Origin of the sequence: Microvirga mediterraneensis (genome assembly GCF_013520865.1) — a bacterium.
Classification (GTDB): Bacteria; Pseudomonadota; Alphaproteobacteria; order Rhizobiales; family Beijerinckiaceae; genus Microvirga; species Microvirga mediterraneensis.
On the sequence record NZ_JACDXJ010000001.1, the window covers coordinates 1220139 to 1239230 of the forward strand.

Consider the following 19092-nt stretch of genomic DNA (forward strand, 5'->3'; position numbering starts at 1 on the left):
GGCTTCAGCCTTTAAGTCCGGCCAGCATCACGCCTCGGACGATGTAGCGTTGGAGGAACAGGAAGATCAGGAGGGTGGGAAGGGTGGCGATGCTCGCACCCGTCATGATCTTTTCCCACTGGATGGATTGCTCGACCGCGAAGCTGGAGAGCCCGACCGGCAGCGTGTAGAGCTCCGCGCTCGTGGTCACGATGAGCGGCCAGAAGAAGGCCGTCCAGTTGCCGAGGAACGTAAAGATCGCGAGGGCCGACAGGGCAGGGGTGACGAGCGGCATGGCGATCTTCCACCAGATGGTGAACTCGTTCAGGCCGTCGATCCGCGCCGCTTCCAGGAAGTCGTCCGGCACGCCCTCGAAGAACTGCTTCATCAGGAAGGTGCCGAAGGCCGTCATCATGCCCGGGAACATGATGCCCCAATAGCTGTCGAGCCATCCGAACTGGCTCGCCATCAGATACCAGGGCAGCACCAGCATCTCGGTCGGGATCATCAGCGTCGACAGGATGGCGATGAAGACGATGTACCGGCCCCGGAACCTGAACTTGGCCAGCGTGTAGCCGACGAGGCTGTCGAAGAACACGTTCGAGAGCGTGACGAGCACGGCCACGATCATGGAGTTGACGAACCAGCGCGTGAAGCGGCCGTCGCCCAGGATCTCGAAATAGTTGTCAAGGGTCGGCGCCGCCGGAACGATGCGCAGGTCGTAGACCTGCGAGGCGTCCTTGAGGGATGTCGACAGCATGAAGAGGAGGGGCGTCACCATGATGACGCCGCCGATGAACAGGAGCGTCCAGGCGACGATCCGGCCCGGCCTGATCCGGGGCATGGGCAGAGACCCGTGGGACGATACGGCTTGGGTCATCAGCGGTCTCTCATGATGCGCAGTTGAACGAGGGAGATCACGAGCAGGATCAGGAACAGAACGACTGTTTGCGCCGCCGCGTATCCCATCTCGTAGGAACTGAAGGCCGTCTGGTAGATCATCAGCACGAGGGGCTTGGTCGAGTTCAGCGGGCCGCCGGGATCGTTCGTGTTGATGTTGTAGACCTGATCGAAGATGCGCAGGAAGCCGATGGACGAGAACACTACCAGGAAGACCAGCGTCGGCTTCAAAAGCGGAATCGTGATCTTGCGCAGGATCGCCCCTTCCGACAGGCCGTCGATGCGCGCGGCTTCGTAATAGGTCGAAGGGATCGCCCGCAATCCGGCGAGGAAGATGATGATCTGGAAGCCGAGGCCCGCCCAGATGGCTGGCGCGAGAACGGCCGGCAGGGCTTGAGTCGTCGAGCGGAGGAACGGCTGCTGCGGGATGCCGAAACTCGCGAGGATGTCGTTGATCACGCCGATGGGGACGGGCTGGTAGAACCAGCGCCAGACCCATGCCATCGCGGCCGCGGTCGTGAGAAACGGCAGGAAATATAAGGCGCGGATGAACGAGTGCATGAACCGCACCCGATCGAGGTAATAGGCCACGACGAACGAGATCAGAAGGCTGATCGGCGTGCCGAGGATCAGGTACAGGAAGGTGTTGCGGAACACCTGCCAGAAGAGCGGGTCGGCATAAAGCCTCTTGTAGTTCTCGAAGCCCACGAAGGAGGCGGGCCGCGTGATCGTCCAATCCGTCACCGACAGGTAGAAGGCCTGGAAGGTCGGCCAGAACCGGATGACGACGTAGAAGAGAAGGGGAACCGCGAGGAAGCCCCACGCCCAGATCAGCTGCTTCTGGCCAAGGCTCATCCTCGACCAGAGGCCGCCTGGGGCGGCCTCCCGATGTGCGACGACGGACATGAATGGTTCCTCGCGGTCTCGACGTGTCAGCGCTTGGCGCGATCGATGATCGCCTGCTCGGCTTCGGCCGCCTTGGCGAGCGAGGTCTTGGGATCCTCCTTGCCGATCAGGACGCGGTTCGCCATGTCGATGGCGACCTGACGCTGGGCGGCCTCATCCTTGAACAGGGTCGTGTGGGCGTATTCCAGTCCCTTGAGGAACGGACCGTAGACCGGATGCGCGGTGTTCTCGGGCGTGAGGGCCGCGGCGCGGCGCGCCGGCAGCTCGCCGACGACGTCCATCCAGATCTTCATGGCTTCGGGCGAAGAGACGTATTTCAGGAACTTCTCGGCCGCCGCGAGCTTCTCGCCTTCTGCCTTCGTGGTGATCGCGTTGGCGAAGTAGCTGGCATAGTTGCTGCGCACGCCCTGCGCGTTGGCGGGAAGTTCGGTCACGCCCCATTCGAATCCCTTGATCGTGTTGAACGATCCGAGGCGGAACGTGCCGTCGATGGTCATGGCCGCGAGACCGGCCCGGAAGGCGGCCTGGCCTTCGTCCATGAAGCCGACTTGGCCGACCTTATGCTTCGTCTGGAGGTCCGTGTAGAAGGTGAGCGCCTTCAGGCCCGCCTCGTCGTTATAGGCGACCTTGGTGTCGTTGTCCGTATAGGGAACGCCTCCGAACTGGCGGATCAGGACTTCACGCCACCATTGGTGATCCTGCCCGCCCATGTCGAGCGTCAGGCCGGCGGAGACGATGTTGCCGCTGCCGTCGCGCTTGGTGGTCTTTTCTGCGGCTGCGACGAGCTCCTCGAGATTCTTGGGCGGGTTGTTGGGATCGAGGCCCGCATCCTTGAACGCCTTCTTGTTGTAGAAGAGCGCAAGGGAACGCACGGCAGTCGGCAGGCCGTAATAATCGTTGCCGCGCTTCATGGCGTTCACGATCGGGAAGAAGTCGCGCTCGATCTCCGCAGCCGGGAAGGCTTCTGCGCGCAGCGGGCGGATCATCTTGCCGGAAATGAAGTTGTCGGTCCAACCGTAGAAGAGCTGCACCACGTCGGGGCCCTGGCCGGCCAGGATCGCGGCGGCGACCTTCGTCTGGTAGTCAGCATAGGGGAAGGTGGTCTGCTTGACCTTGATGTCGGGATTGGCTTCCTGGAACTTCGTGATCAGCTGGGTCATCGCCTTGACCCGCGTGTCGAAGACATATTGCCAGTATTCGATCTCCACGGCCTTCGCGCCGGTGGCGGCCAGGGTGATAGCGCCCAAGGCGACGCTCGCGAGCATGTGACGAAAACGCATATCCCTCTCCATTTTTTTGTCGGCGCGGGGCACCGGCATCTCTCTGGTGTGGCGGCCTTCGGACGGGGCCGCTCCAATCCCAAGGCTCTTCTAGAGTCATCCACCTGTCAATAAGATAATTCACTTGAGTTATTCATTGCTCCGGTTCATCGTCGTGATCGCGGAGTGGTCAGATGCCCAAGAAAGCCAGAGCCGGAACGCCATCGACGATCGGGAGCAATCCGGAGCGGAACCGCTCCCACAACCGGCGGGTGGTGCTGGATGTGGTGCGCCAGCTGGGGCCGGTCGGGCGGATGGAGATTTCGCGCCACGCGCATCTGAGCACCCAGGCGGTTTCGAACATCGTCGAGGATCTCGTCGCCGACGGGCTGCTGATCAGGACCGGGCGCCTCAGGGCCGGCCGCGGGCTGCCGCCGATCCAGTTCGCCGTCAATCCGAACGGCGGCATGACGGCCGGCATCGAGATCGCCGCCGATCACCTCTCGACGCTGCTGGTGGATATCGGCGGCCGCATCCGCGCCCAGCGCAGCATCCCACTGCCGCAGAACGATCCCGAGACCGTGCTCCCCGTCATCAAGGCCGAGATCGAAGCGGCGCAGGCGCAGCTGGAGGCTCCCGTTCCGCAGCTCCTGGGCGTCGGGGTCGTGATGCCGGGACCGTTCAATGTCGAAGGCATGACGTCCGTGGGGCCGACGACCTTGTCCGGGTGGCTCGACTTCGATGCGGTCGCCCGCATTGGCGCCATGCTGGGCGCGCCCGTGACGCTGGAGAACGACGCCACCGCGGCGGCCGTCGGCGAGCGTCTGCACGGCGTGGCCAGGAACCTGAAGAATTTCTGCCTGATCTATTTCGGCCAGGGCCTCGGCCTGGGGATCATGATCGACGGGCGCCCCTATCGCGGGGCGAACGGCAATGCGGGCGAGATCGGGCATGTGCTGGTGGCGAAGGGCGGGCGCCTCTGCTCCTGCGGGCAGCATGGCTGCCTCGAGGCGTATGCCTCCTTTCATTCTCTCGCGCAGCATCTGAAAGCGGCCGGAATCCACGGGATCGACTACGCGGACCTGGAGCGCCTCCACCGCGAGCGGCACCCCGTCGTCCTGGCCTGGATCGACGAAGCCGCCGGGTATCTGGCACCGCAGGTGGCGATGCTCGAAAACCTGTTCGATCCGGAAGCCATCGTGCTCGGCGGCGTTCTTCCTCCCGGCCTGCTGGAGGATCTCGTGCAGGCCATGCAGCCGCTGCCCCTGTCGGTCGCGCGGCGCAGGAACCGGAGCGAGGCCCGCCTGATCCACGGGCGGACCGGCGGTCTGACGGCCGCGCTCGGCGCCGCCGCATTGCCGCTCCTGGAAACGATGACCCCGCGACTCGACACGGCCCATGCGGCCGAACGCGAACAAACGAACGAGGAGACCTCCCTTGCCGGATGACCATAGCCGTCTCGCCCGCGCTGTTCATCAGCCGGCCCTTGTGCGTCTGCACCGTGCCCTGAGCCGCCTGCCGTCCGTGGTGACCGTGATGAACACGGGCGCGCATCCGGACGACGAGCATAACGGCCTGCTGGCCGCCCTGCGCTTCGCCTATGGCATGCGGATCGTCGTCGCGTGCTCGACTCGGGGGGAGGGCGGGCAGAATGCCCTCGGGCCGGAGCGGGGCGGCGCTCTCGGCGTCCTCAGGACCGCCGAGATGGAGGAAAGCGCTCGCCGCATCGATGCCGACGTGGCATGGCTCGGTCATGGGCCTGACGATCCCGTGCACGATTTCGGGTTCTCCAAGAACGGCGACGATACTCTTCGGCGCTGGGGCGAGGAGCGGATCGTCGAACGGCTCGTCCGGGCCTACCGCCGGTATCGGCCCGACATCGTGCTCCCCACGTTCCTCGACGTGCCGGGGCAGCACGGCCATCACCGGGCGATGACGCGCGCGGCCGAAACGGCATTGGCCCTGGCAGCCGATCCTTCCGCCTTTCCGGAACAGAACCTCGCCCCCTGGCAGGTGTCCAAATTCTATCTCCCGGCCTGGTCCGGCGCGAGCTACGCCTATGACGACGAGGTGCCGCCACCGCCGACGACGCTCAGCGTCCGGATCTCGGGGGGCGATGCGGTCACGGGCCTAGCCTACCGGCAGCTCGGCGAATGGTCCCGTGCCGCGCATGCGTCCCAGGGAATGGGCATGTGGCGGGACGATCCCGTCGACCAGTGGAGTCTCCACCTGAAGCTCCGGGCCGGCGGGGACCCGGGGCCGGAGCAGGATATCCGCGATCATCTGCCGGCCGGGCTCGGCGATCTCGCGACTCAGCCGGGCGTGACGGACGCGGCCGGCGCCGTCCTGCGGGAAGCGCAGGCGTACCTCGATGCCGCCGTGGCGGCGTTCCCTGATCGTGAGAGGATCGGCGCGGCGCTCGGCGCGGCGGCGCGGCTGATCGAGGGCGCGCGGACGGGCATGGACCGGCCCGTCCTCGACCGACTGGGTCATCGCCTCGACAGAAAGCTCCGGGAGATCGATGCTGCGCTCTTCGAGGCCCATGTGAAGGCCGCAAGGGCGGTCTTCCAGGGCGCGAGCCATCCGGGCGCCGAGATGGCCCTGGATGTCGCCGTCGACGCGCCCGGTCTCGCCGATCTCGCGATCACCCCCCGGCTTCCCGACGGGATGGAGGCGGCGGAAGCCTCCCGTGACCCGGGACGGGCCCGCTATGCGATCGCCGTTCCTGAAACGACTCCACATACGGGCAATTACCCGGAAGCCTTCGACCCCATGGGCGGCAACGGCCCGGCCGGGATCCGCATCGCCGGCACGCTGCACGGCCGCCGGATCGGGATCGATCTCGATCCCGAGGCGCCTTTCACCATCGGTCCGCAGCAATCCCTGTCCGTCGACCCGACCGTCGCCGTCGTGAGGATGGGCGAGCCGGCATCCGGCATCCGGGTCAGGGCCGTCGGGGCAAACCCGACGGACTGGCAGGTGCCGCAGGGCTGGAGCGTCCGGCGTCAGGACGGCGACTGGATGATCAATCCGCCGCATGCGGTCGAGCCCGGAATGTCCCGGCTCGTTCCCATGGTCGAGGGCAGGCCCGCGAGTTCGGTGCAGACCATCGCCTATCCTCACATCCGTCCAGCCTCGTTCGTGGCTCCAGCGGAATTCAAGGTCCTGACGCTCGACGTGACTCTGCCGCAAGGGGCCCGCATCGGCTATGTCGGCGGCGGAAGCGACAATGTCGGCCAGCATATGCGCCGCCTCGGGCTCGACGTGACGGATCTCGCGGAAGGGGATCTCAAGGACAGCTCGCTGTCGGCCTTCACCACCATCGTGATCGGCATCTTCGCCTTCGGCCTGAGGCGCGACCTTCAGGCCGCGGCCGAACGCCTGCATGGATTCGTGGAGGAGGGGGGGCATCTGGTGACGCTCTACCATCGCCCGACCGATGGCTGGGATCCGGATCGGACCCCGCCCCGCCGCCTCGCCATCGGCTCGCCGTCCCTACGGTGGCGCGTGACCGATCCCGCCGCTCCGGTGACGATCCTGAAGCCGGACCATCCCCTGCTCAAGGGGCCGAACAGGATCGAGGCGGGCGACTGGCAGGGCTGGGACAAGGAGCGAGGGCTTTATTTCGCGGCCGATTACGATCCGGCTTACGAAGAGCTTCTGTCCCTCAACGATCCTGGCGAGGATCCGCTCAAGGGTTCGCTGATCTCGGCCCGCATTGGCCGGGGACGGCACACCCATGTGGCGCTCGTGCTGCACCATCAGCTGGACAAGCTCGTGCCTGGGGCGTTCCGCCTCCTGGCGAACCTCGTTCAGCCCGCCTGACGGAACATGGCAGCCGAGCCGGAAAGTCAATCGGGCGCGCCTGCTGTTCCTCTCTGGATCAGCGCGGGATGGCTCCTGCTCGACATGGCCCTGGTCACGACCATGCAGGCCCTGGTCAAGGCCGAGGGCGAGACCTATCCGGCGATCCAGCTGGTCTTCCTGCGGTCGCTGGTCGGATTCATCTCGGTGGCGCCGCTGGTGTGGCGCCACCGCCGGAAGCTGGCGGACCTGTCGAACATTCGCGGCCATCTGGCCCGCGTTGCCTTCAACTCGGCGGCGCTCACCCTCAATTTCGCGGCCTTCGCGGCTCTGCCCCTGGCGCTGGTCACGGCCATCGGGTTCACCCGGCCGCTCCTGCTGCTGGTGATGGCCGCCATGATGCTGGGAGAGCGCGTGAGCAGGACCCGCTACGCGTTCACGGCGCTCGGCTTCATCGGCGTCATCGTCATGGTGCAGCCGGACGCGATCCCCTGGAACATGGGATTGGCGGCGGCTTTCGGATCCGTGTTCTTCGGGACCCTCGCGGTCGTTCAGACCCGGCGTCTCGCCGGCGAGGACACCGTGGTCCTGATGCTCTTCTACACGGTCGGGCTGACGCTCCTGACATCCATCCCGGCCGCTCTCGCCTGGGTGCCGATTCCCTGGAGCGAGGCGCCCACCATCATCCTCGTCGGCGTGCTGGCACAGCTCGGCCAATATTGCTGGCTGCAGGCCTACCAGAAGCAGGAGGCGCGCCTCCTCGCGCCCATCGGGTACCTGTCGATCCTGTTTTCGGGATTCGCGGGCTGGCTCTATTTCGGCGAGATCCCGTCCCTGTCCCTTTGCATCGGCGCCGCCATCGTGGTTCTCACCACGGTGCTGGCGACGCCTGCGGAACGCTGGCTGAAAGCCCGCAACAGGGCCTGAGCGGAAAGCAGTCTTCACTGCAAATTCGCACGCATCGGTAACGGTCTGTTAACGTCTCGGGCGCAGCCTCGTCATGTGCCGAAACGGCACGGTCGTTGTTTCCTCTGGAACTGGCCGTGAAAGGCGGCCTCCCTCGAGCGCCACGGGCAACTGGCGCTCTTTCTTTGATGAATGCTCCGTGCAACCATTGGACATGTCGGCGGAGATCGACATGACGCATCGAGCGATGCGCCAGCCAAGAAAGGGAGCCGCGGATCAATCCCAAAAGGGGGCACATCTCACGTTCGATGCTCGAGCCAAAAAGAAAAGCATCGGAACGGATCCCGAAAGTGGAATCCCCTTTCGGGTCCGATGCTCGGGCGTCAGTCAATCAGCATCGCGACGGTTTCGGAGCGAGGGCTCGGACCGTCTCTGTGCATCGACCGAATCTCAAACGGTACAGAGGGGAATAGTCATGACTTTCCGCATCATCACCGCCACGGCACTTCTGCTGACAGCGACAAGCGCCATGGCCGCACCGGCAAAGCCGGCTTCGGCCGTCCTCGTCACCAATGCCCGCGAGGTCGCCGTGACCGACTTCACCGTCGAGGCTGGTGGAAAGACCGTCAGGCTTGCGAAGCCGCTCGCGCCGAAGGCCAAGACCACGCTGAAGCTGCCGAAAATGTCCGGATGCATCGTGACCGTCGCGGCGACATTCGAAGACGAGTCGACCGCCGATCTGTCCGAGTTCGACGTGTGCAAGGACAAGAACGTCCGCTTCACGGATTGATCGCCGACCTGCGACGCGCATCCTGCGGAGAAGACGTCCGGCTCCGCACGATGGGCCCTTCGTGGAGCCGATGCTCCCGGTCTCGGCGCCTTGATTTGGAACCATCGCGTTGCGATGGTTCCGGCGCCATGATTCAGAAAGCGTCTTCCGTTTGCGTCGTCCTCTTCGGCCTCGTACTTTCCGGTTCAAGCCCCGATGCCTGGGCGCAGGCCGAGCCCGGCGGTGACCCGCACGGATTCCCGAACGCCATCGATCCATCTCTCCATGGTCCGGGCGGCGTGTATGCGAAGATTCCGGCCAGGGACGATCTCGGGCGGGATCAGCTCGTCATGTTTCGCGCGTGGAACCCGGATCCGGTGGGATCCCACGAGGCGAATCTCAGGGCTCTCAATCCCGTCCTCGCGAGCGTGGTCCGGAAGGCCCAGGACGACATCCAGGGCCAGCGTTTCGTCATCGGTTCCGGCAAGCGGGACGGGAGGCTTCAACGGATGGCCGTGACCTGGGGCTGGTCTCGGACCCAGGACAGCATGCACCGGTCCGGAAACGCCGTCGATCTCTGGCCGCTCGATCGGGACGGGAGGGTGATCTTCGACCGGACGGCTCAGAGCCGGATCGCCGAGGCGATGAAGAGGGCCGCCATGGAGCTGGGCGTGGCTCTCCGCTGGGGTGGCCATTTTCAGAGCTTCAAGAACGCGGACCGGTCGCATTTCGAGCTCGCCGTGCCGTGACGAGGCTTCTCAGATCAGCCGCTTGAACGCATCCGTGAAGAAATAGGGCCCGAAGCTCCACAGGCCCGCCCAGAGTAGCGCCCCGAGGGCATTCGCCGCGACGAAGTGAGGCCAGGGCATCCCGGCCGACCCGGCGATGAGGCCATTGAGCTGCCGCAGCACAACGACGAAGCGCGCCGTGAGAACCATGAAGAAACCCTTGGTCTCGACCGTTTTCTCGAGCCGGGACAGACGTTCCGGCGTAAGCTTCACCACATAGCCGAACCTGTTCAGGAGCGGCCGCCCCCCGAGCCGGCCGATCAGGTAGCCGGTGCTGTCGCCGAGCACGGCCCCGAGCCACGCCGCCAGGAAGACATGGCCGATCGCGAGGTCGCCGCGGACGGCCAGGAGGGAGGCGGCGATCAGGGCGCTCTCGCCGGGCAGGGGAACCCCGAACGATTCGAAGTAAAGAATGACGAGCAGGGCCAGGACGCCGTAGGTGACGATGGCAGGCTCGATCCAGGCCAGTCCTTGGTGGAGAAGGTTCATCGAGAAGCCCTGAATTCCTGGGAGAAAGCCCTGACACGCCCCTGCCGCACTTCCTGTGGGTGCGTCACAAACGTCTTGGCTCCGGACCTTCACAACGGTGTCATATTGCCTATAGTCTAATCCAACGGGATACGACGCTTCTCTTAAGTTGAAGAGGAGGTGAGGTGACGATACACGTCCAGCCTGTTGTGCGACCGGAGGCCTGCCCGGCCCTCGTTCTCAATGCCGATTACCGGCCGTTGAGTTACTACCCCTTGTCCATCTGGTGTTGGCAGGATGCGATCAAGGCGGTGTTCCTGGACAGGGTCAACATCGTCTCGGAGTACGACAAGGTCGTGCGAAGTCCGACCTTCGAGATCCGCCTTCCCTCGGTCATTTCGCTCAAAACCTACGTCAAACCGTCACGTCACCCGGCCTTCACCCGCTTCAACGTCTTTTTGCGCGACCGCTTCAGCTGCCAATATTGCGGAGACCGCGAGGACCTTACCTTCGATCATGTGATCCCCCGGTCCAAGGGCGGGCAAACCACTTGGGAAAACGTCGTCGCCGCCTGCGCGCCCTGCAACCTCAGGAAGGGGGACAAGCTGCCCCGCGAGGTGGAAATGTGGCCCCGGCAGAGCCCCTTCGCCCCCACGGTCCATGACCTCCACTCCAACGGCCGGCTCTTCCCGCCCAACTACCTCCACGACAGCTGGATGGACTATCTCTACTGGGACAGCGAACTGGAGCCTTAAACCTTCTCTCGCCGGTCAGGTCAGGCGCCCACGGGCCGCGACGGGCAGTTCGCCGACGATGATGTCGCCCCGCACGGTGACAAGCCGGTCCACCATGTTCACCACCACGCAGACATGGTTCGGCACGATGCGCACCACATCGCCGATGCTGGGGCGGTCGTTGCAGGCCGAGAGATCGAGGAACCCGTGCTCCTCGGCGAAGCGGGCGATCTTGGCCTGCGGATGCTCAAGGATGAGGCCGTGCCCTTCGAGGCCGCCCGTGTCGCTGGTGAGGGTCTTCGAGCCGGAATCGAGGATGCCGCGCTCGGGACCGGCGCGGCTGACCACCGTCGCATAGACGGTGAGCGCGCAATCCTCCAGCTGGGCCATGCCGGCGGCCATGACCATCCGGTCGTTGAAGACGGCAGTCCCGATCCGGTGTTCGGTGGCACCCTTGATCTTGCCCAGGTTGACCAGATTGGGTGTGCCTCCCGACGAGACGATGCGCGGCTCAAGGCCCAGCTCCCGCACGCCAGCCGTGGCCGCATCGAGGAAGGCCTGTGTCTCGGCCATGGCGCTCTCCGGCGGATACAGCATGAAGCCGGCAAACGAGAGCCCGGGGCGGGAGGCGATGTCCTTGGCAAGCGCAACCGCCTCCGCGACCGTCTCGACGCCGGCCCGCTTGCGGCCCGTATCGCATTCCACGACCACGTCGAGCTCGCGCCCGGCGAGGGTCGCCGCCTGAGGCAGGCCCGCGACGACGACCGGGTTGTCGGCCGCGACCGTGATCTTCGCCCGGGACAAGAGCCGGCCGAGCCGGTTCAGCTTCTCCTCGCCCAGGATGTTGTAGGAAATCAGGATGTCGTCATGGCCGCTCTCGGCCATGATCTCGGCCTCGCCGAGCTTCTGGCAGGTAATGCCGCGCGCGCCCGCATCGCGCTGCATGGCGGCGATGACCGGGCTCTTATGCGTCTTGATGTGCGGGCGGTTGGCGACGCCCGCCGCATCGCACAAGGCCTGGACCCGGGCGATGTTGCGCTCCACCACATCGAGGTCGATCACCACGGCGGGTGTGCCGAACTGCCGTGCGACTTCTTCTTTCAGGGCTTGGATGCTCATGGAAATATCCCGCGAAGTTGTAAGCGAGGCTTCAGCCCCCGATGCGGAAGCCCTTTCGGGCGGCGGCGCTGGCCGCGAAGGCGGCCAATCCTAAGGAAATCAGCACGTTCCATCCCGCCAGCGACAGGCCGAGAAAGCGCCAGGCCGCCTGCGTGCAGCTGACGACCCGGGTGGTCTGCAGCTGGTTGAGGAAATCGCCCATGTTGCCCGCGCCTGCGCCCGATCCGCCGCCGCAATCGCTGGGCCCGATGAAGAAGCCCCATTCGACGCCGGCATGATAGGCTCCAAGTCCCGTGCTCACGACGAAGGTCAGAGCCAGGAGCCAGAGTCCGGCACGGGCATATCGGGGCGGCAGGAGCGCGGCCGCGAGACCCAGCGGGATGGCGATGTAGTAAGGGTTGCGCTGGATCAGGCAGAGCTTGCAGGGCACATAGCCGAAGACGTGCTCGAAGATGAGCGCTCCGCCGACGGTTGCCGCCGCTCCCAAGGCCACGGCCAGAGCGGCCTGCCGCATGGTGAGGCTGATCCGCATCGAGCTCTCCCCCTAGAAAAGGTAACGGAAGGCGACGAAGCCGCCGACGAAGGCCACGATGGCCAGGGTCGCCACCAGGTTGAAATGGTTGTCGATGATCGCTTTGATCCGTGGCCCGAACTTGCTCATCAGGAGGGCGACGATGAAGAAGCGGGCGCCGCGGGTCAGGATCGACAGAAGGATGAACCAGCCGAGGTGATAGCCCGCAAAGCCCGAGGTGATCGTGACGAGCTTGTAGGGAATGGGCGTCAGGCCTTTCAGCAGGATCACCCAATGGCCGTATTCGGCATAGGCGTGCCGGAACGTCTCGGCGCCTTCGGTGAGGCCGTAGAGCTGGAACAGCCAGGCCCCGATCGAGTCGTAGAGCCCCAGGCCGATGAAGTATCCCAGGATTCCGCCCAGAACGGACGCCACGGTGCAGATCAGCGCGTATGACCAGGCCTTGTCGGGCCGCGCCAGCATCATCGGCACGAGCATCACGTCCGGCGGAACCGGAAAGAACGAGCTTTCCGAGAAGGACACCAGGGCCAGCGCATAGGGGGCCGAAGGTCGGGCCGCGAGGGACAGGGTCCAGTCGTAAAGGCGTCTCAGCATGGGGGTCCGACAGGTTCAGATCCGGATCGGGGCCTTCGCCCCGCGCCTCTTTGAGCACAAGGCGCGCGGAATTGCGAGGGGTAACGCATCGTGCGGAAAAGTGGCCCCGGTTTTCGCTGACGCGGCCCCCTGGGCCCGCTGCGGGCGATGCGTTCTTCAAAAAGTGGAGCATCGGGTTTGATCCCAAAAGCGGAAACCACTTTCGGGTCCGATGCTCTTAGCCGTGCGGCTTCCCTTCACATCTCGCGCATTGACCAACCTTCGCCGCCCATGGTACGTCGCGGGTCCTTGCCCCTGTGGCGGAATTGGTAGACGCGCTCGACTCAAAATCGAGTTCCGCAAGGAGTGCTGGTTCGATCCCGGCCAGGGGCACCATTCCGGTTTTATATGCCTTGAACCCGGATCTCGGGCGGCACGATCCGCCGACATCCTGAAGGCCCGCCGAAAGGGCCATGGCTCTTTTCTCCCGTCATCAAGGCTATGGCTCGTCCTCCACGACAGGTTGACCGGTCGTGTCTTGAATCGGACCCTCGTCCTGGCTCTTATGGACTTTCGGATGCACCTTCTCATGGGCCGGGGCACTTTTCCCGGCTCGACTTGTCGCATCGATGCCCGCCTCGGCCTCTCGCTTCACCTCTGAGGCCTCGTGTCGTGGTTTCGTGTCCTCAGGTTTTCTCGCCATGGGAGCCCCTCCGAGCTTCACGAAGGACGGGCCAACCGTCGTTGGCCAGCATTCTCGACGCCTCGCGAGAGGCGCCATGAAGCCAACAACCAGAGCTTGCGCGCGTTCCGAAACCCCAATGCCCATGCTTTCGGGTTACCCCCTCTTCAGGCTTGCGGAGGCCGATTCCTTTCGAACAAATGGCCGAGGCCGAAGAGAGATGCGGATTTCGAACATCGGGGCGGCGCGAAACGGCGCCATGGGGGGATTTTCGGCAGACATCGTTGATTGTCTCAAAGCCGCGAGGAGGGGCTTGTGATGGACGCCGAAATCGAATTCGTTGCGCGTGCTCTCTATGATGCCGAGGATGATGCGCAAACCTGGGATTGCGAGCCCGACATCATCAAGGACGAGTTTCGCCGTTTTGCCCGCGCGGCGCTGGATCTGCTCGCTGAACATCGCAAGGCGAAGATTCGCGGTGCGCAGATCTTCGTCGTCCCCTACGCCGCATAAGAGGCGTTCGCGACAACGGGCTTCACATCCGATCGCTCCGGAACGTCGAAGCCCGCGGCAGGGCGGCCGCGGGCTTCGTTCTTTCAGGATGGCTTCACGACAATGAGGCCGATCAGCCCCGATGCTCGATCACCGTCACGATCCGCCGCGTGCGCGGCTCGACGATCACGACCTGATCCTTCACGACCACGTACTTGCACTCCGGGAGGCCGGTTAGGATGCGCTCGACATTGTCCGGGCAGTCATAAAGGGTCGTCACGGAGGTCGGAATGGTCGAGCCGACGCTCACGCTGAAGTTCACGTTCGTGAGCGGCTGAACGTGCACGCTGCTGAACGATTGCGAGAGCTGCGTGCGCTGCTCGGACGTCACGTTGATGTGCGAGGCATTCGAGGAGGACGTGCTGCCGGTCGTATTGTGGGCGGCCCCGCCCGTCTGGCCGGCTGCATTGCCGGTCGTGCCCGTGGTGCCGCTCGTTCCACCCGAAGCGTTGCCGGAGGTCGTGCTGCGCGCGCTGCCGGATGTGCCGGAGGACGTGCTGTCCGCCGAGCTGCCGGACTTCTCGGAAGGAGCGTTCGTGCCGCTGGACGCAGAGCCCGAGGTCGTGCCGCTCGAGGTGCCGGATGCGGAGCCGCTCGCGCTGCCTGCGCCGCCGCCCGACGAGCCGCCGGGCGTCATGATCGTCGAACCACCCGAGGCGCCACCTGAGGCTCCGCCCGCCGCGCCACCGGAAGCGCCGCCGCTCGTACCGCCGCTGGTCTGGGCCATGGCCGCCACGCTCAAGGAAAGAGCCGCCGCCGCAACCGTCGCCATCATCGTCGTACGCATCGAAGATCTCCTATGATTAGAAGGCTCGGTCGAGCCCTCAGCATGGCGTGTCAACGAGATGTTTTGGGCTGTGTTCCGCTCTTTTCCAAAAGGACTTGATGTGTACATCTGCCATTCATCTTCATGAATGGGATACACGGCGAAGTTCATCGGTCTGACTGCTGAGATAGACGCGGATCGCCTAAGCTTGAGCTATGAGAATTCGTGTCCCGAGCATCGAACGCAAAAGTGGGAACCGGGTTTGCGCGAAAATATGCTCAGCTTCAAAAGCCTGAAGCGCATCAGGGATGATCGGAGGCTTGGAGATTCTGCGACGAGAACGGCGCGAACGCCTCCACGACCTTCTCGTAGACGGGCCGCTTGAAGGGAATGATCAGTTCGGGAAGACGGTGCATCGATTCCCAGCGCCACTCGTCGAATTCGGGCCTGTGGCCGCCGCCGCCGGGCTGATGAATGTTGATCTCGCTCTCGTCGCCTTCGAAGCGGAAGGCAAACCATTTCTGGTTCTGCCCGCGATAGCGCCCGCGCCAGGCGCGGCCCGCAACCATCGACGGGAGATCGTAGGCGTACCAGTCCGGAGCTTCCGCCAGGAGGCTCACCGAGCGGACGCTGGTTTCCTCGTGGAGCTCCCGCAAGGCGGCTTCGTATGGCTCCTCGCCCGGGTCGATGCCGCCCTGGGGCATCTGCCAGGAATATCCGTCGGAGGCCGCATCGGCTTCCGAACGGCGTCGGCCGATGAAGACGAGGCCATCCTTGTTGATCAGCATCACGCCGACACAGGAGCGGTAGGGCAGATCCTTTCTGGCCTGTGATCCTCTTGCGCTCCTCATACGATACTCACTCCTTCGATGGCGGGACCATCCGGCAGCCGGTTCTTAAAGAGTGCCGGTGCCGACGCATGGTTCCAAAACAGGCTAGCGCATTGTGCGGAAAAGTGGATCCGGTTTTCCGCTCCGCACGCTGCGCCGAAAGAGTGCCGTTTCGTAAAGCCTTTCACAAGCCTTTCGACCCTTTTGCCGGCGGACGGATGTAAAAAGGGCCTGACGGTGCGATCCGTCAGGCCCTTTTGCATCTTTGTTTCTCGAGCGAAAGAACGAGAGCGGATCAGTTGGGTGTCGTGGTCGTGTTGGCCGCACCCTTGCGCACGCCGTGCAGCAGGTCATAGGCAGCGAGAAGCTGCTTGTCCTTGGCCGGATCCGGCGGAACGTAGGCGGAAGATCCGCCGCGCTCTTCCTTCTCGCCGCCATTCTGCAGGTGGCCGCGCAGACCGGCTTCGCCCTTGGTCTCGTCCTTGCCCTTCAGTTCGTCGGGCACGTCCTGCAGCACCTCGATGTCCGGATCGATGCCCTTGGCCTGGATCGAGCGGCCGGACGGGGTGTAGTAGCGCGCCGTGGTCAGGCGCACGGCTCCGTTGCCGCCGAGCGGGATGATGGTCTGCACGGAGCCCTTGCCGAAGGAGCGGGTTCCGAGAACCGTCGCGCGCTTGTGGTCCTGCAAGGCGCCGGCCACGATCTCGGAGGCCGAGGCCGAGCCGCCGTTCACGAGAACCACCAGGGGCTTGCCCTTGGTCAGGTCACCCGCCTTGGCGCTGAAGCGCTGGGTATCCTCGGCGTTGCGGCTGCGGGTCGAGACGATCTCGCCGCGCTCCAGGAACGCGTCGGAGACCATGATGGCCTGGTCGAGCAGGCCGCCCGGATTGTTGCGCAGGTCGATGACGAAGCCCGCCACCTTGTCGGCGCCGATGTCGCTCGTGAGCTTATCGATGCCCGCGCGCAGGCCCTCGTAGGTCTGCTCGTTGAACTGGGTCACGCGCAGAACGCCGATGTCACCCTCGACGCGGGCGCGCACCGGACGGACCTTGATGGTCTCGCGGGTCAGCTTCACCACCACCGGATCCTTGGATTCCTTGCGCTGGATCTTGAGGGTGACCGACGAATTGACCGGACCGCGCATCTTGTCGACGGCTTGGTTCAGGTTGAGGCCCTGGACGGGTTCGTCGTTGATGTGGGTGATGACGTCGTTGGCCAGGATGCCGGCCCGAGAGGCGGGCGTCTCGTCGATCGGGGTCACAACCTTGACGAGGCCGTCTTCCATGGTGACCTCGATGCCGAGACCGCCGAACTCGCCGCGGGTCTGCACCTGCATGTCGCGGAAGCTCTTGGCGTCCATGTAGCTCGAATGCGGATCGAGGGAGGTGAGCATGCCGTTGATGGCGGCCTCGACGAGCTTCGATTCTTCCGGCTTCTCGACGTAATCGGTACGGACCTTCTCGAACACGTCACCGAAAAGGCTCAGCTGGCGGTATGTGTCAGCCGAGGCGGCGACTGCGCTCATGCCGGACAGGAGGCTCGTCTGCGACACCATGGTCGCGCCGCCTGCGCCGATCGCCGCACCGAGAATCAAAAGGGATAGTTTGCGCATTATCCGCGAACCTTTTCGCTTTGCGATTTTGCCCACCAGGGACCTGGGTCAATTGAACCGCCGTCTTTCCTGAACTCAACATAGAGGACGGGATTGTTCTTTTCTATGGCGGCGCCGATCAAACTCATGAGAGGGGCTTCTCCCATGGTCGCAACGGGTTCGCCTGCGAGCACGAACTGCCCGACATCGACGTTGATATGGTCCATCCCGGCCAGAAGAACATAGTATCCCCCACCGGCATTGATGATCAAGAGTCGGCCATAGGATCGGAACGGTCCGGCGAAGGACACCCATCCGTCCGCCGGTGATACCACGTTTGCCTTGGGCCGTGTCGTGATCGAAATGCCACGCGTCGTTCCGCCATAGCCGTCGGGGGCTCCGAAATCCAGTGTCGTGTCGCCGCTGACGGGGCGGGGCAGCAGGCCACGGGCTTCCGAGAACGGAATTTTCGGCGCCAGCCGGGCCGGATCCCGGAAGGCCAGCTGGGCGAATTTCTCCCGCGTCTCGCGCTCCTGCGCCTCGGCGGCCTTGCGGGCCTCCACGGCGGCCCGCTGGGCTCCGGCGATTTCCGCCTCCATGCGGTCGATGAGTTCCTTGAGGGTCCCGGCCCGCTGGGCGAGCTCCTCGGCCTTCTGCTTCTCCGCGCCGGCATTGCGCTCGACTTCCGCGATGCGGCTCTGCCGGGCCTCCATGAGGGCGGCGAGGCGCTCCTGCTCCCGGGTGAGGGCTGCCAGCTCCCCGTTCAGGGTCACCCGGTCCTTGGTGATGGCCTCCTTGAGGCGCACCAGCTCGGCGAGATCGCCGGCCAGAACCTCGGCCTCCTGACGCAGCTCCGGAAGGACCGCGCCGAGCATGATCGAGGCGCGGACCGCCTCCAGCATATCCTCAGGCCGGACCAGGACGGCCGGGGGAGGGCGGCGGCCCATGCGCTGGAGGGCGGCGAAGACTTCTATGATGACGCCGCGCCGGCTCTGGAGGGAGCGGCGAATGGCCGCTTCGCTGGAGCCGAGGGTCTGGAGCCTCTGCTCCAGCTCGCGGATCCTGTCCTCGGTGCCGCGCACGCGCTCGGCCGTCTCGATCAGGGCCCCGTTGAGCTTGGCCCGGTCGGCCTTGATGGCATTGATTTCGGCATCGAGGCGCTTGCGGGCCTCCGCATTGGCCGTGATGGCCTCTTCCAGCACCTTCAGGTCCTGCTCGCGCCGCGCCTTTTCCTCGGGAGCTCCGCCAGGCCTGGCCTGTGCGGCGGGCGCGGCAGGAGTCTGCTGGGCCCAGGCGGGGCTCAGGCTGGCAGCAACCATCCATGCGGCAAAGCCGAGGGCTTTGTAAGGAAATGAGGACTTGATGCGGGTCATCCGTCAGGAATCATCGTGGCCGGCGCGATGATAAGGGTGTCCGGCTATGATTGTCAGGGCCCTATAAAGCTGTTCGGCGACGAGCGCCCGCACGATCTGGTGCGGCATCGTGAGCGCCCCGAAGGAAACGACGAGGTCGGCACGCTGGCGCAGCGCGGGATCGAGCCCGTCGGGCCCGCCGATCACACAGGCCACTCCGGAGCGGCCTTCGTCGCGCCAGTGCCTGATTTTCTCGGAGAAAACTTCGCTGGAAGGGCTTTTGCCACGCTCGTCGAAGACGATCAGCACGGACGAGCCGGCTTTGTCGAGAAGCGCGGCGGCCTCTTCCGCGCGCCGGTCGTCCTCGCGGCGCGCCCGGCTCTCGGGCAGTTCGACGATGTCGAACCCCGCAAGGCCCAAGGCACGGCCCATGCCTTCGACCCGCTGCTTGTAGCGTTCGACGAGCTCCCTCTCGGGGCCGCTCTTGAGACGGCCCACGGCCAGCAAGCTCAGTCGCACGATCCTGGCCTTATCATTTCAGTGCCGCATGATCCTGTTCGGGCAACCGGTTCCCACTTGCCC

General features: G+C 64.8%; 19 protein-coding genes and 1 tRNA gene. 8 read left to right on the top strand and 12 right to left on the bottom strand.

The window, feature by feature from the left end:
* Nucleotides 1–4: 4 nt before the first annotated feature.
* From H0S73_RS05730 to H0S73_RS05740, 3 genes are read right to left on the bottom strand one after another with little or no spacing between them, the layout of a single operon-like run.
* On the bottom strand, nucleotides 5–859 hold the full coding sequence (locus H0S73_RS05730) for a carbohydrate ABC transporter permease (RefSeq protein WP_181051260.1): 855 nt from the start codon (nucleotides 857–859) through the stop codon (nucleotides 5–7).
* Nucleotides 859–1785, bottom strand: coding sequence for a carbohydrate ABC transporter permease (locus H0S73_RS05735; protein WP_181051261.1), 927 nt, complete (start codon nucleotides 1783–1785; stop codon nucleotides 859–861). The genes H0S73_RS05730 and H0S73_RS05735 overlap by 1 nt, the downstream gene beginning before the upstream one ends.
* Nucleotides 1786–1811: 26 nt before the next feature.
* Nucleotides 1812–3065: a sugar ABC transporter substrate-binding protein gene (locus H0S73_RS05740; protein WP_181051262.1), complete on the bottom strand. Its 1254-nt coding sequence runs from the start codon at nucleotides 3063–3065 to the stop codon at nucleotides 1812–1814.
* A gap of 173 nt (nucleotides 3066–3238) precedes the next feature.
* Between H0S73_RS05740 and H0S73_RS05745 the strand changes: the two genes are divergently transcribed.
* From H0S73_RS05745 to H0S73_RS05765, 5 genes are all read left to right on the top strand, one after another.
* Nucleotides 3239–4492 carry an ROK family transcriptional regulator gene (locus H0S73_RS05745; protein WP_181051263.1) on the top strand — a complete coding sequence of 418 codons (1254 nt, stop codon included), beginning with the start codon at nucleotides 3239–3241 and terminating at the stop codon, nucleotides 4490–4492.
* Nucleotides 4482–6869 carry a PIG-L family deacetylase gene (locus H0S73_RS05750; protein ID WP_425488173.1) on the top strand — a complete coding sequence of 796 codons (2388 nt, stop codon included), beginning with the start codon at nucleotides 4482–4484 and terminating at the stop codon, nucleotides 6867–6869. The genes H0S73_RS05745 and H0S73_RS05750 overlap by 11 nt, the downstream gene beginning before the upstream one ends.
* 6 nt (nucleotides 6870–6875) lie before the next feature.
* Nucleotides 6876–7775, top strand: coding sequence for a DMT family transporter (locus H0S73_RS05755; protein ID WP_181051265.1), 900 nt, complete (start codon nucleotides 6876–6878; stop codon nucleotides 7773–7775).
* Nucleotides 7776–8229: 454 nt separating this feature from the next.
* Complete coding sequence (locus tag H0S73_RS05760; RefSeq protein ID WP_181051266.1) at nucleotides 8230–8544, top strand: hypothetical protein; 315 nt, start codon at nucleotides 8230–8232, stop codon at nucleotides 8542–8544.
* Between the two features lie 128 nt (nucleotides 8545–8672).
* Nucleotides 8673–9272, top strand: a complete 600-nt coding sequence (locus tag H0S73_RS05765; protein ID WP_181051267.1) for a M15 family metallopeptidase — start codon at nucleotides 8673–8675, stop codon at nucleotides 9270–9272.
* Between the two features lie 9 nt (nucleotides 9273–9281).
* Here the strand turns inward: H0S73_RS05765 and H0S73_RS05770 are convergent, their stop codons facing one another.
* Nucleotides 9282–9779 carry a DedA family protein gene (locus H0S73_RS05770; RefSeq protein ID WP_181054255.1) on the bottom strand — a complete coding sequence of 166 codons (498 nt, stop codon included), beginning with the start codon at nucleotides 9777–9779 and terminating at the stop codon, nucleotides 9282–9284.
* A gap of 185 nt (nucleotides 9780–9964) precedes the next feature.
* Here H0S73_RS05770 and H0S73_RS05775 point away from each other — a divergent pair, with 185 nt between their 5' ends.
* Nucleotides 9965–10534: an HNH endonuclease gene (locus tag H0S73_RS05775; RefSeq protein WP_162003246.1), complete on the top strand. Its 570-nt coding sequence runs from the start codon at nucleotides 9965–9967 to the stop codon at nucleotides 10532–10534.
* Between the two features lie 15 nt (nucleotides 10535–10549).
* On the opposite strand, the gene H0S73_RS05780 is transcribed toward H0S73_RS05775, so the two are convergent.
* The 3 genes from H0S73_RS05780 to H0S73_RS05790 are packed head-to-tail and all read right to left on the bottom strand — an operon-like array spanning nucleotide 10550 to nucleotide 12758.
* On the bottom strand, nucleotides 10550–11632 hold the full coding sequence (locus tag H0S73_RS05780) for a D-TA family PLP-dependent enzyme (RefSeq protein WP_181051268.1): 1083 nt from the start codon (nucleotides 11630–11632) through the stop codon (nucleotides 10550–10552).
* Between the two features lie 31 nt (nucleotides 11633–11663).
* Nucleotides 11664–12164 carry a disulfide bond formation protein B gene (locus H0S73_RS05785; RefSeq protein WP_181051269.1) on the bottom strand — a complete coding sequence of 167 codons (501 nt, stop codon included), beginning with the start codon at nucleotides 12162–12164 and terminating at the stop codon, nucleotides 11664–11666.
* A gap of 12 nt (nucleotides 12165–12176) precedes the next feature.
* Nucleotides 12177–12758 (bottom strand): YqaA family protein, encoded by a 582-nt coding sequence (locus tag H0S73_RS05790; RefSeq protein ID WP_181051270.1) that lies wholly within the window; start codon nucleotides 12756–12758, stop codon nucleotides 12177–12179.
* A 290-nt stretch (nucleotides 12759–13048) separates the two neighbouring features.
* Between H0S73_RS05790 and H0S73_RS05795 the strand changes: the two genes are divergently transcribed.
* Both H0S73_RS05795 and H0S73_RS05800 read left to right on the top strand, forming a co-directional pair.
* Nucleotides 13049–13133: transfer RNA gene (locus tag H0S73_RS05795), tRNA-Leu, on the top strand.
* 604 nt (nucleotides 13134–13737) lie between these two features.
* Complete coding sequence (locus H0S73_RS05800) at nucleotides 13738–13932, top strand: hypothetical protein (RefSeq protein ID WP_181051271.1); 195 nt, start codon at nucleotides 13738–13740, stop codon at nucleotides 13930–13932.
* 112 nt (nucleotides 13933–14044) lie between these two features.
* On the opposite strand, the gene H0S73_RS05805 is transcribed toward H0S73_RS05800, so the two are convergent.
* The 5 genes from H0S73_RS05805 to rlmH form a co-directional block, all read right to left on the bottom strand.
* A complete protein-coding gene (locus H0S73_RS05805) occupies nucleotides 14045–14758 on the bottom strand; it encodes a DUF1236 domain-containing protein (RefSeq protein ID WP_181051272.1) in 714 nt (237 codons plus the stop codon).
* 281 nt (nucleotides 14759–15039) lie between these two features.
* Nucleotides 15040–15588 carry an RNA pyrophosphohydrolase gene (locus H0S73_RS05810; RefSeq protein WP_181051273.1) on the bottom strand — a complete coding sequence of 183 codons (549 nt, stop codon included), beginning with the start codon at nucleotides 15586–15588 and terminating at the stop codon, nucleotides 15040–15042.
* 274 nt (nucleotides 15589–15862) lie between these two features.
* Nucleotides 15863–17179 carry a S41 family peptidase gene (locus H0S73_RS05815; RefSeq protein ID WP_181051274.1) on the bottom strand — a complete coding sequence of 439 codons (1317 nt, stop codon included), beginning with the start codon at nucleotides 17177–17179 and terminating at the stop codon, nucleotides 15863–15865.
* The gene (locus H0S73_RS05820) at nucleotides 17179–18531 is read right to left on the bottom strand and encodes a murein hydrolase activator EnvC family protein (protein WP_181051275.1); all 1353 of its coding nucleotides are present in this window, start codon (nucleotides 18529–18531) and stop codon (nucleotides 17179–17181) included. Before H0S73_RS05820 ends, H0S73_RS05815 begins: the two co-directional genes overlap by 1 nt.
* A gap of 3 nt (nucleotides 18532–18534) precedes the next feature.
* Nucleotides 18535–19029, bottom strand: a complete 495-nt coding sequence (gene rlmH, locus H0S73_RS05825; protein ID WP_181051276.1) for a 23S rRNA (pseudouridine(1915)-N(3))-methyltransferase RlmH — start codon at nucleotides 19027–19029, stop codon at nucleotides 18535–18537.
* Nucleotides 19030–19092 lie beyond the last annotated feature (63 nt).

Coding starts and splice junctions, on each gene's coding strand:
- H0S73_RS05730 (WP_181051260.1), bottom strand. CDS start 859: ATGACCCAAGCCGTATCGTCCCACGGGTCTCTGCCCATGCCCCGGATC.
- H0S73_RS05735 (WP_181051261.1), bottom strand. CDS start 1,785: ATGTCCGTCGTCGCACATCGGGAGGCCGCCCCAGGCGGCCTCTGGTCG.
- H0S73_RS05740 (WP_181051262.1), bottom strand. CDS start 3,065: ATGCGTTTTCGTCACATGCTCGCGAGCGTCGCCTTGGGCGCTATCACC.
- H0S73_RS05745 (WP_181051263.1), top strand. CDS start 3,239: ATGCCCAAGAAAGCCAGAGCCGGAACGCCATCGACGATCGGGAGCAAT.
- H0S73_RS05755 (WP_181051265.1), top strand. CDS start 6,876: ATGGCAGCCGAGCCGGAAAGTCAATCGGGCGCGCCTGCTGTTCCTCTC.
- H0S73_RS05760 (WP_181051266.1), top strand. CDS start 8,230: ATGACTTTCCGCATCATCACCGCCACGGCACTTCTGCTGACAGCGACA.
- H0S73_RS05765 (WP_181051267.1), top strand. CDS start 8,673: ATGATTCAGAAAGCGTCTTCCGTTTGCGTCGTCCTCTTCGGCCTCGTA.
- H0S73_RS05780 (WP_181051268.1), bottom strand. CDS start 11,632: ATGAGCATCCAAGCCCTGAAAGAAGAAGTCGCACGGCAGTTCGGCACA.
- H0S73_RS05785 (WP_181051269.1), bottom strand. CDS start 12,164: ATGCGGATCAGCCTCACCATGCGGCAGGCCGCTCTGGCCGTGGCCTTG.
- H0S73_RS05790 (WP_181051270.1), bottom strand. CDS start 12,758: ATGCTGAGACGCCTTTACGACTGGACCCTGTCCCTCGCGGCCCGACCT.
- H0S73_RS05800 (WP_181051271.1), top strand. CDS start 13,738: ATGGACGCCGAAATCGAATTCGTTGCGCGTGCTCTCTATGATGCCGAG.
- H0S73_RS05805 (WP_181051272.1), bottom strand. CDS start 14,758: ATGCGTACGACGATGATGGCGACGGTTGCGGCGGCGGCTCTTTCCTTG.
- H0S73_RS05810 (WP_181051273.1), bottom strand. CDS start 15,588: ATGAGGAGCGCAAGAGGATCACAGGCCAGAAAGGATCTGCCCTACCGC.
- H0S73_RS05815 (WP_181051274.1), bottom strand. CDS start 17,179: ATGCGCAAACTATCCCTTTTGATTCTCGGTGCGGCGATCGGCGCAGGC.
- H0S73_RS05820 (WP_181051275.1), bottom strand. CDS start 18,531: ATGACCCGCATCAAGTCCTCATTTCCTTACAAAGCCCTCGGCTTTGCC.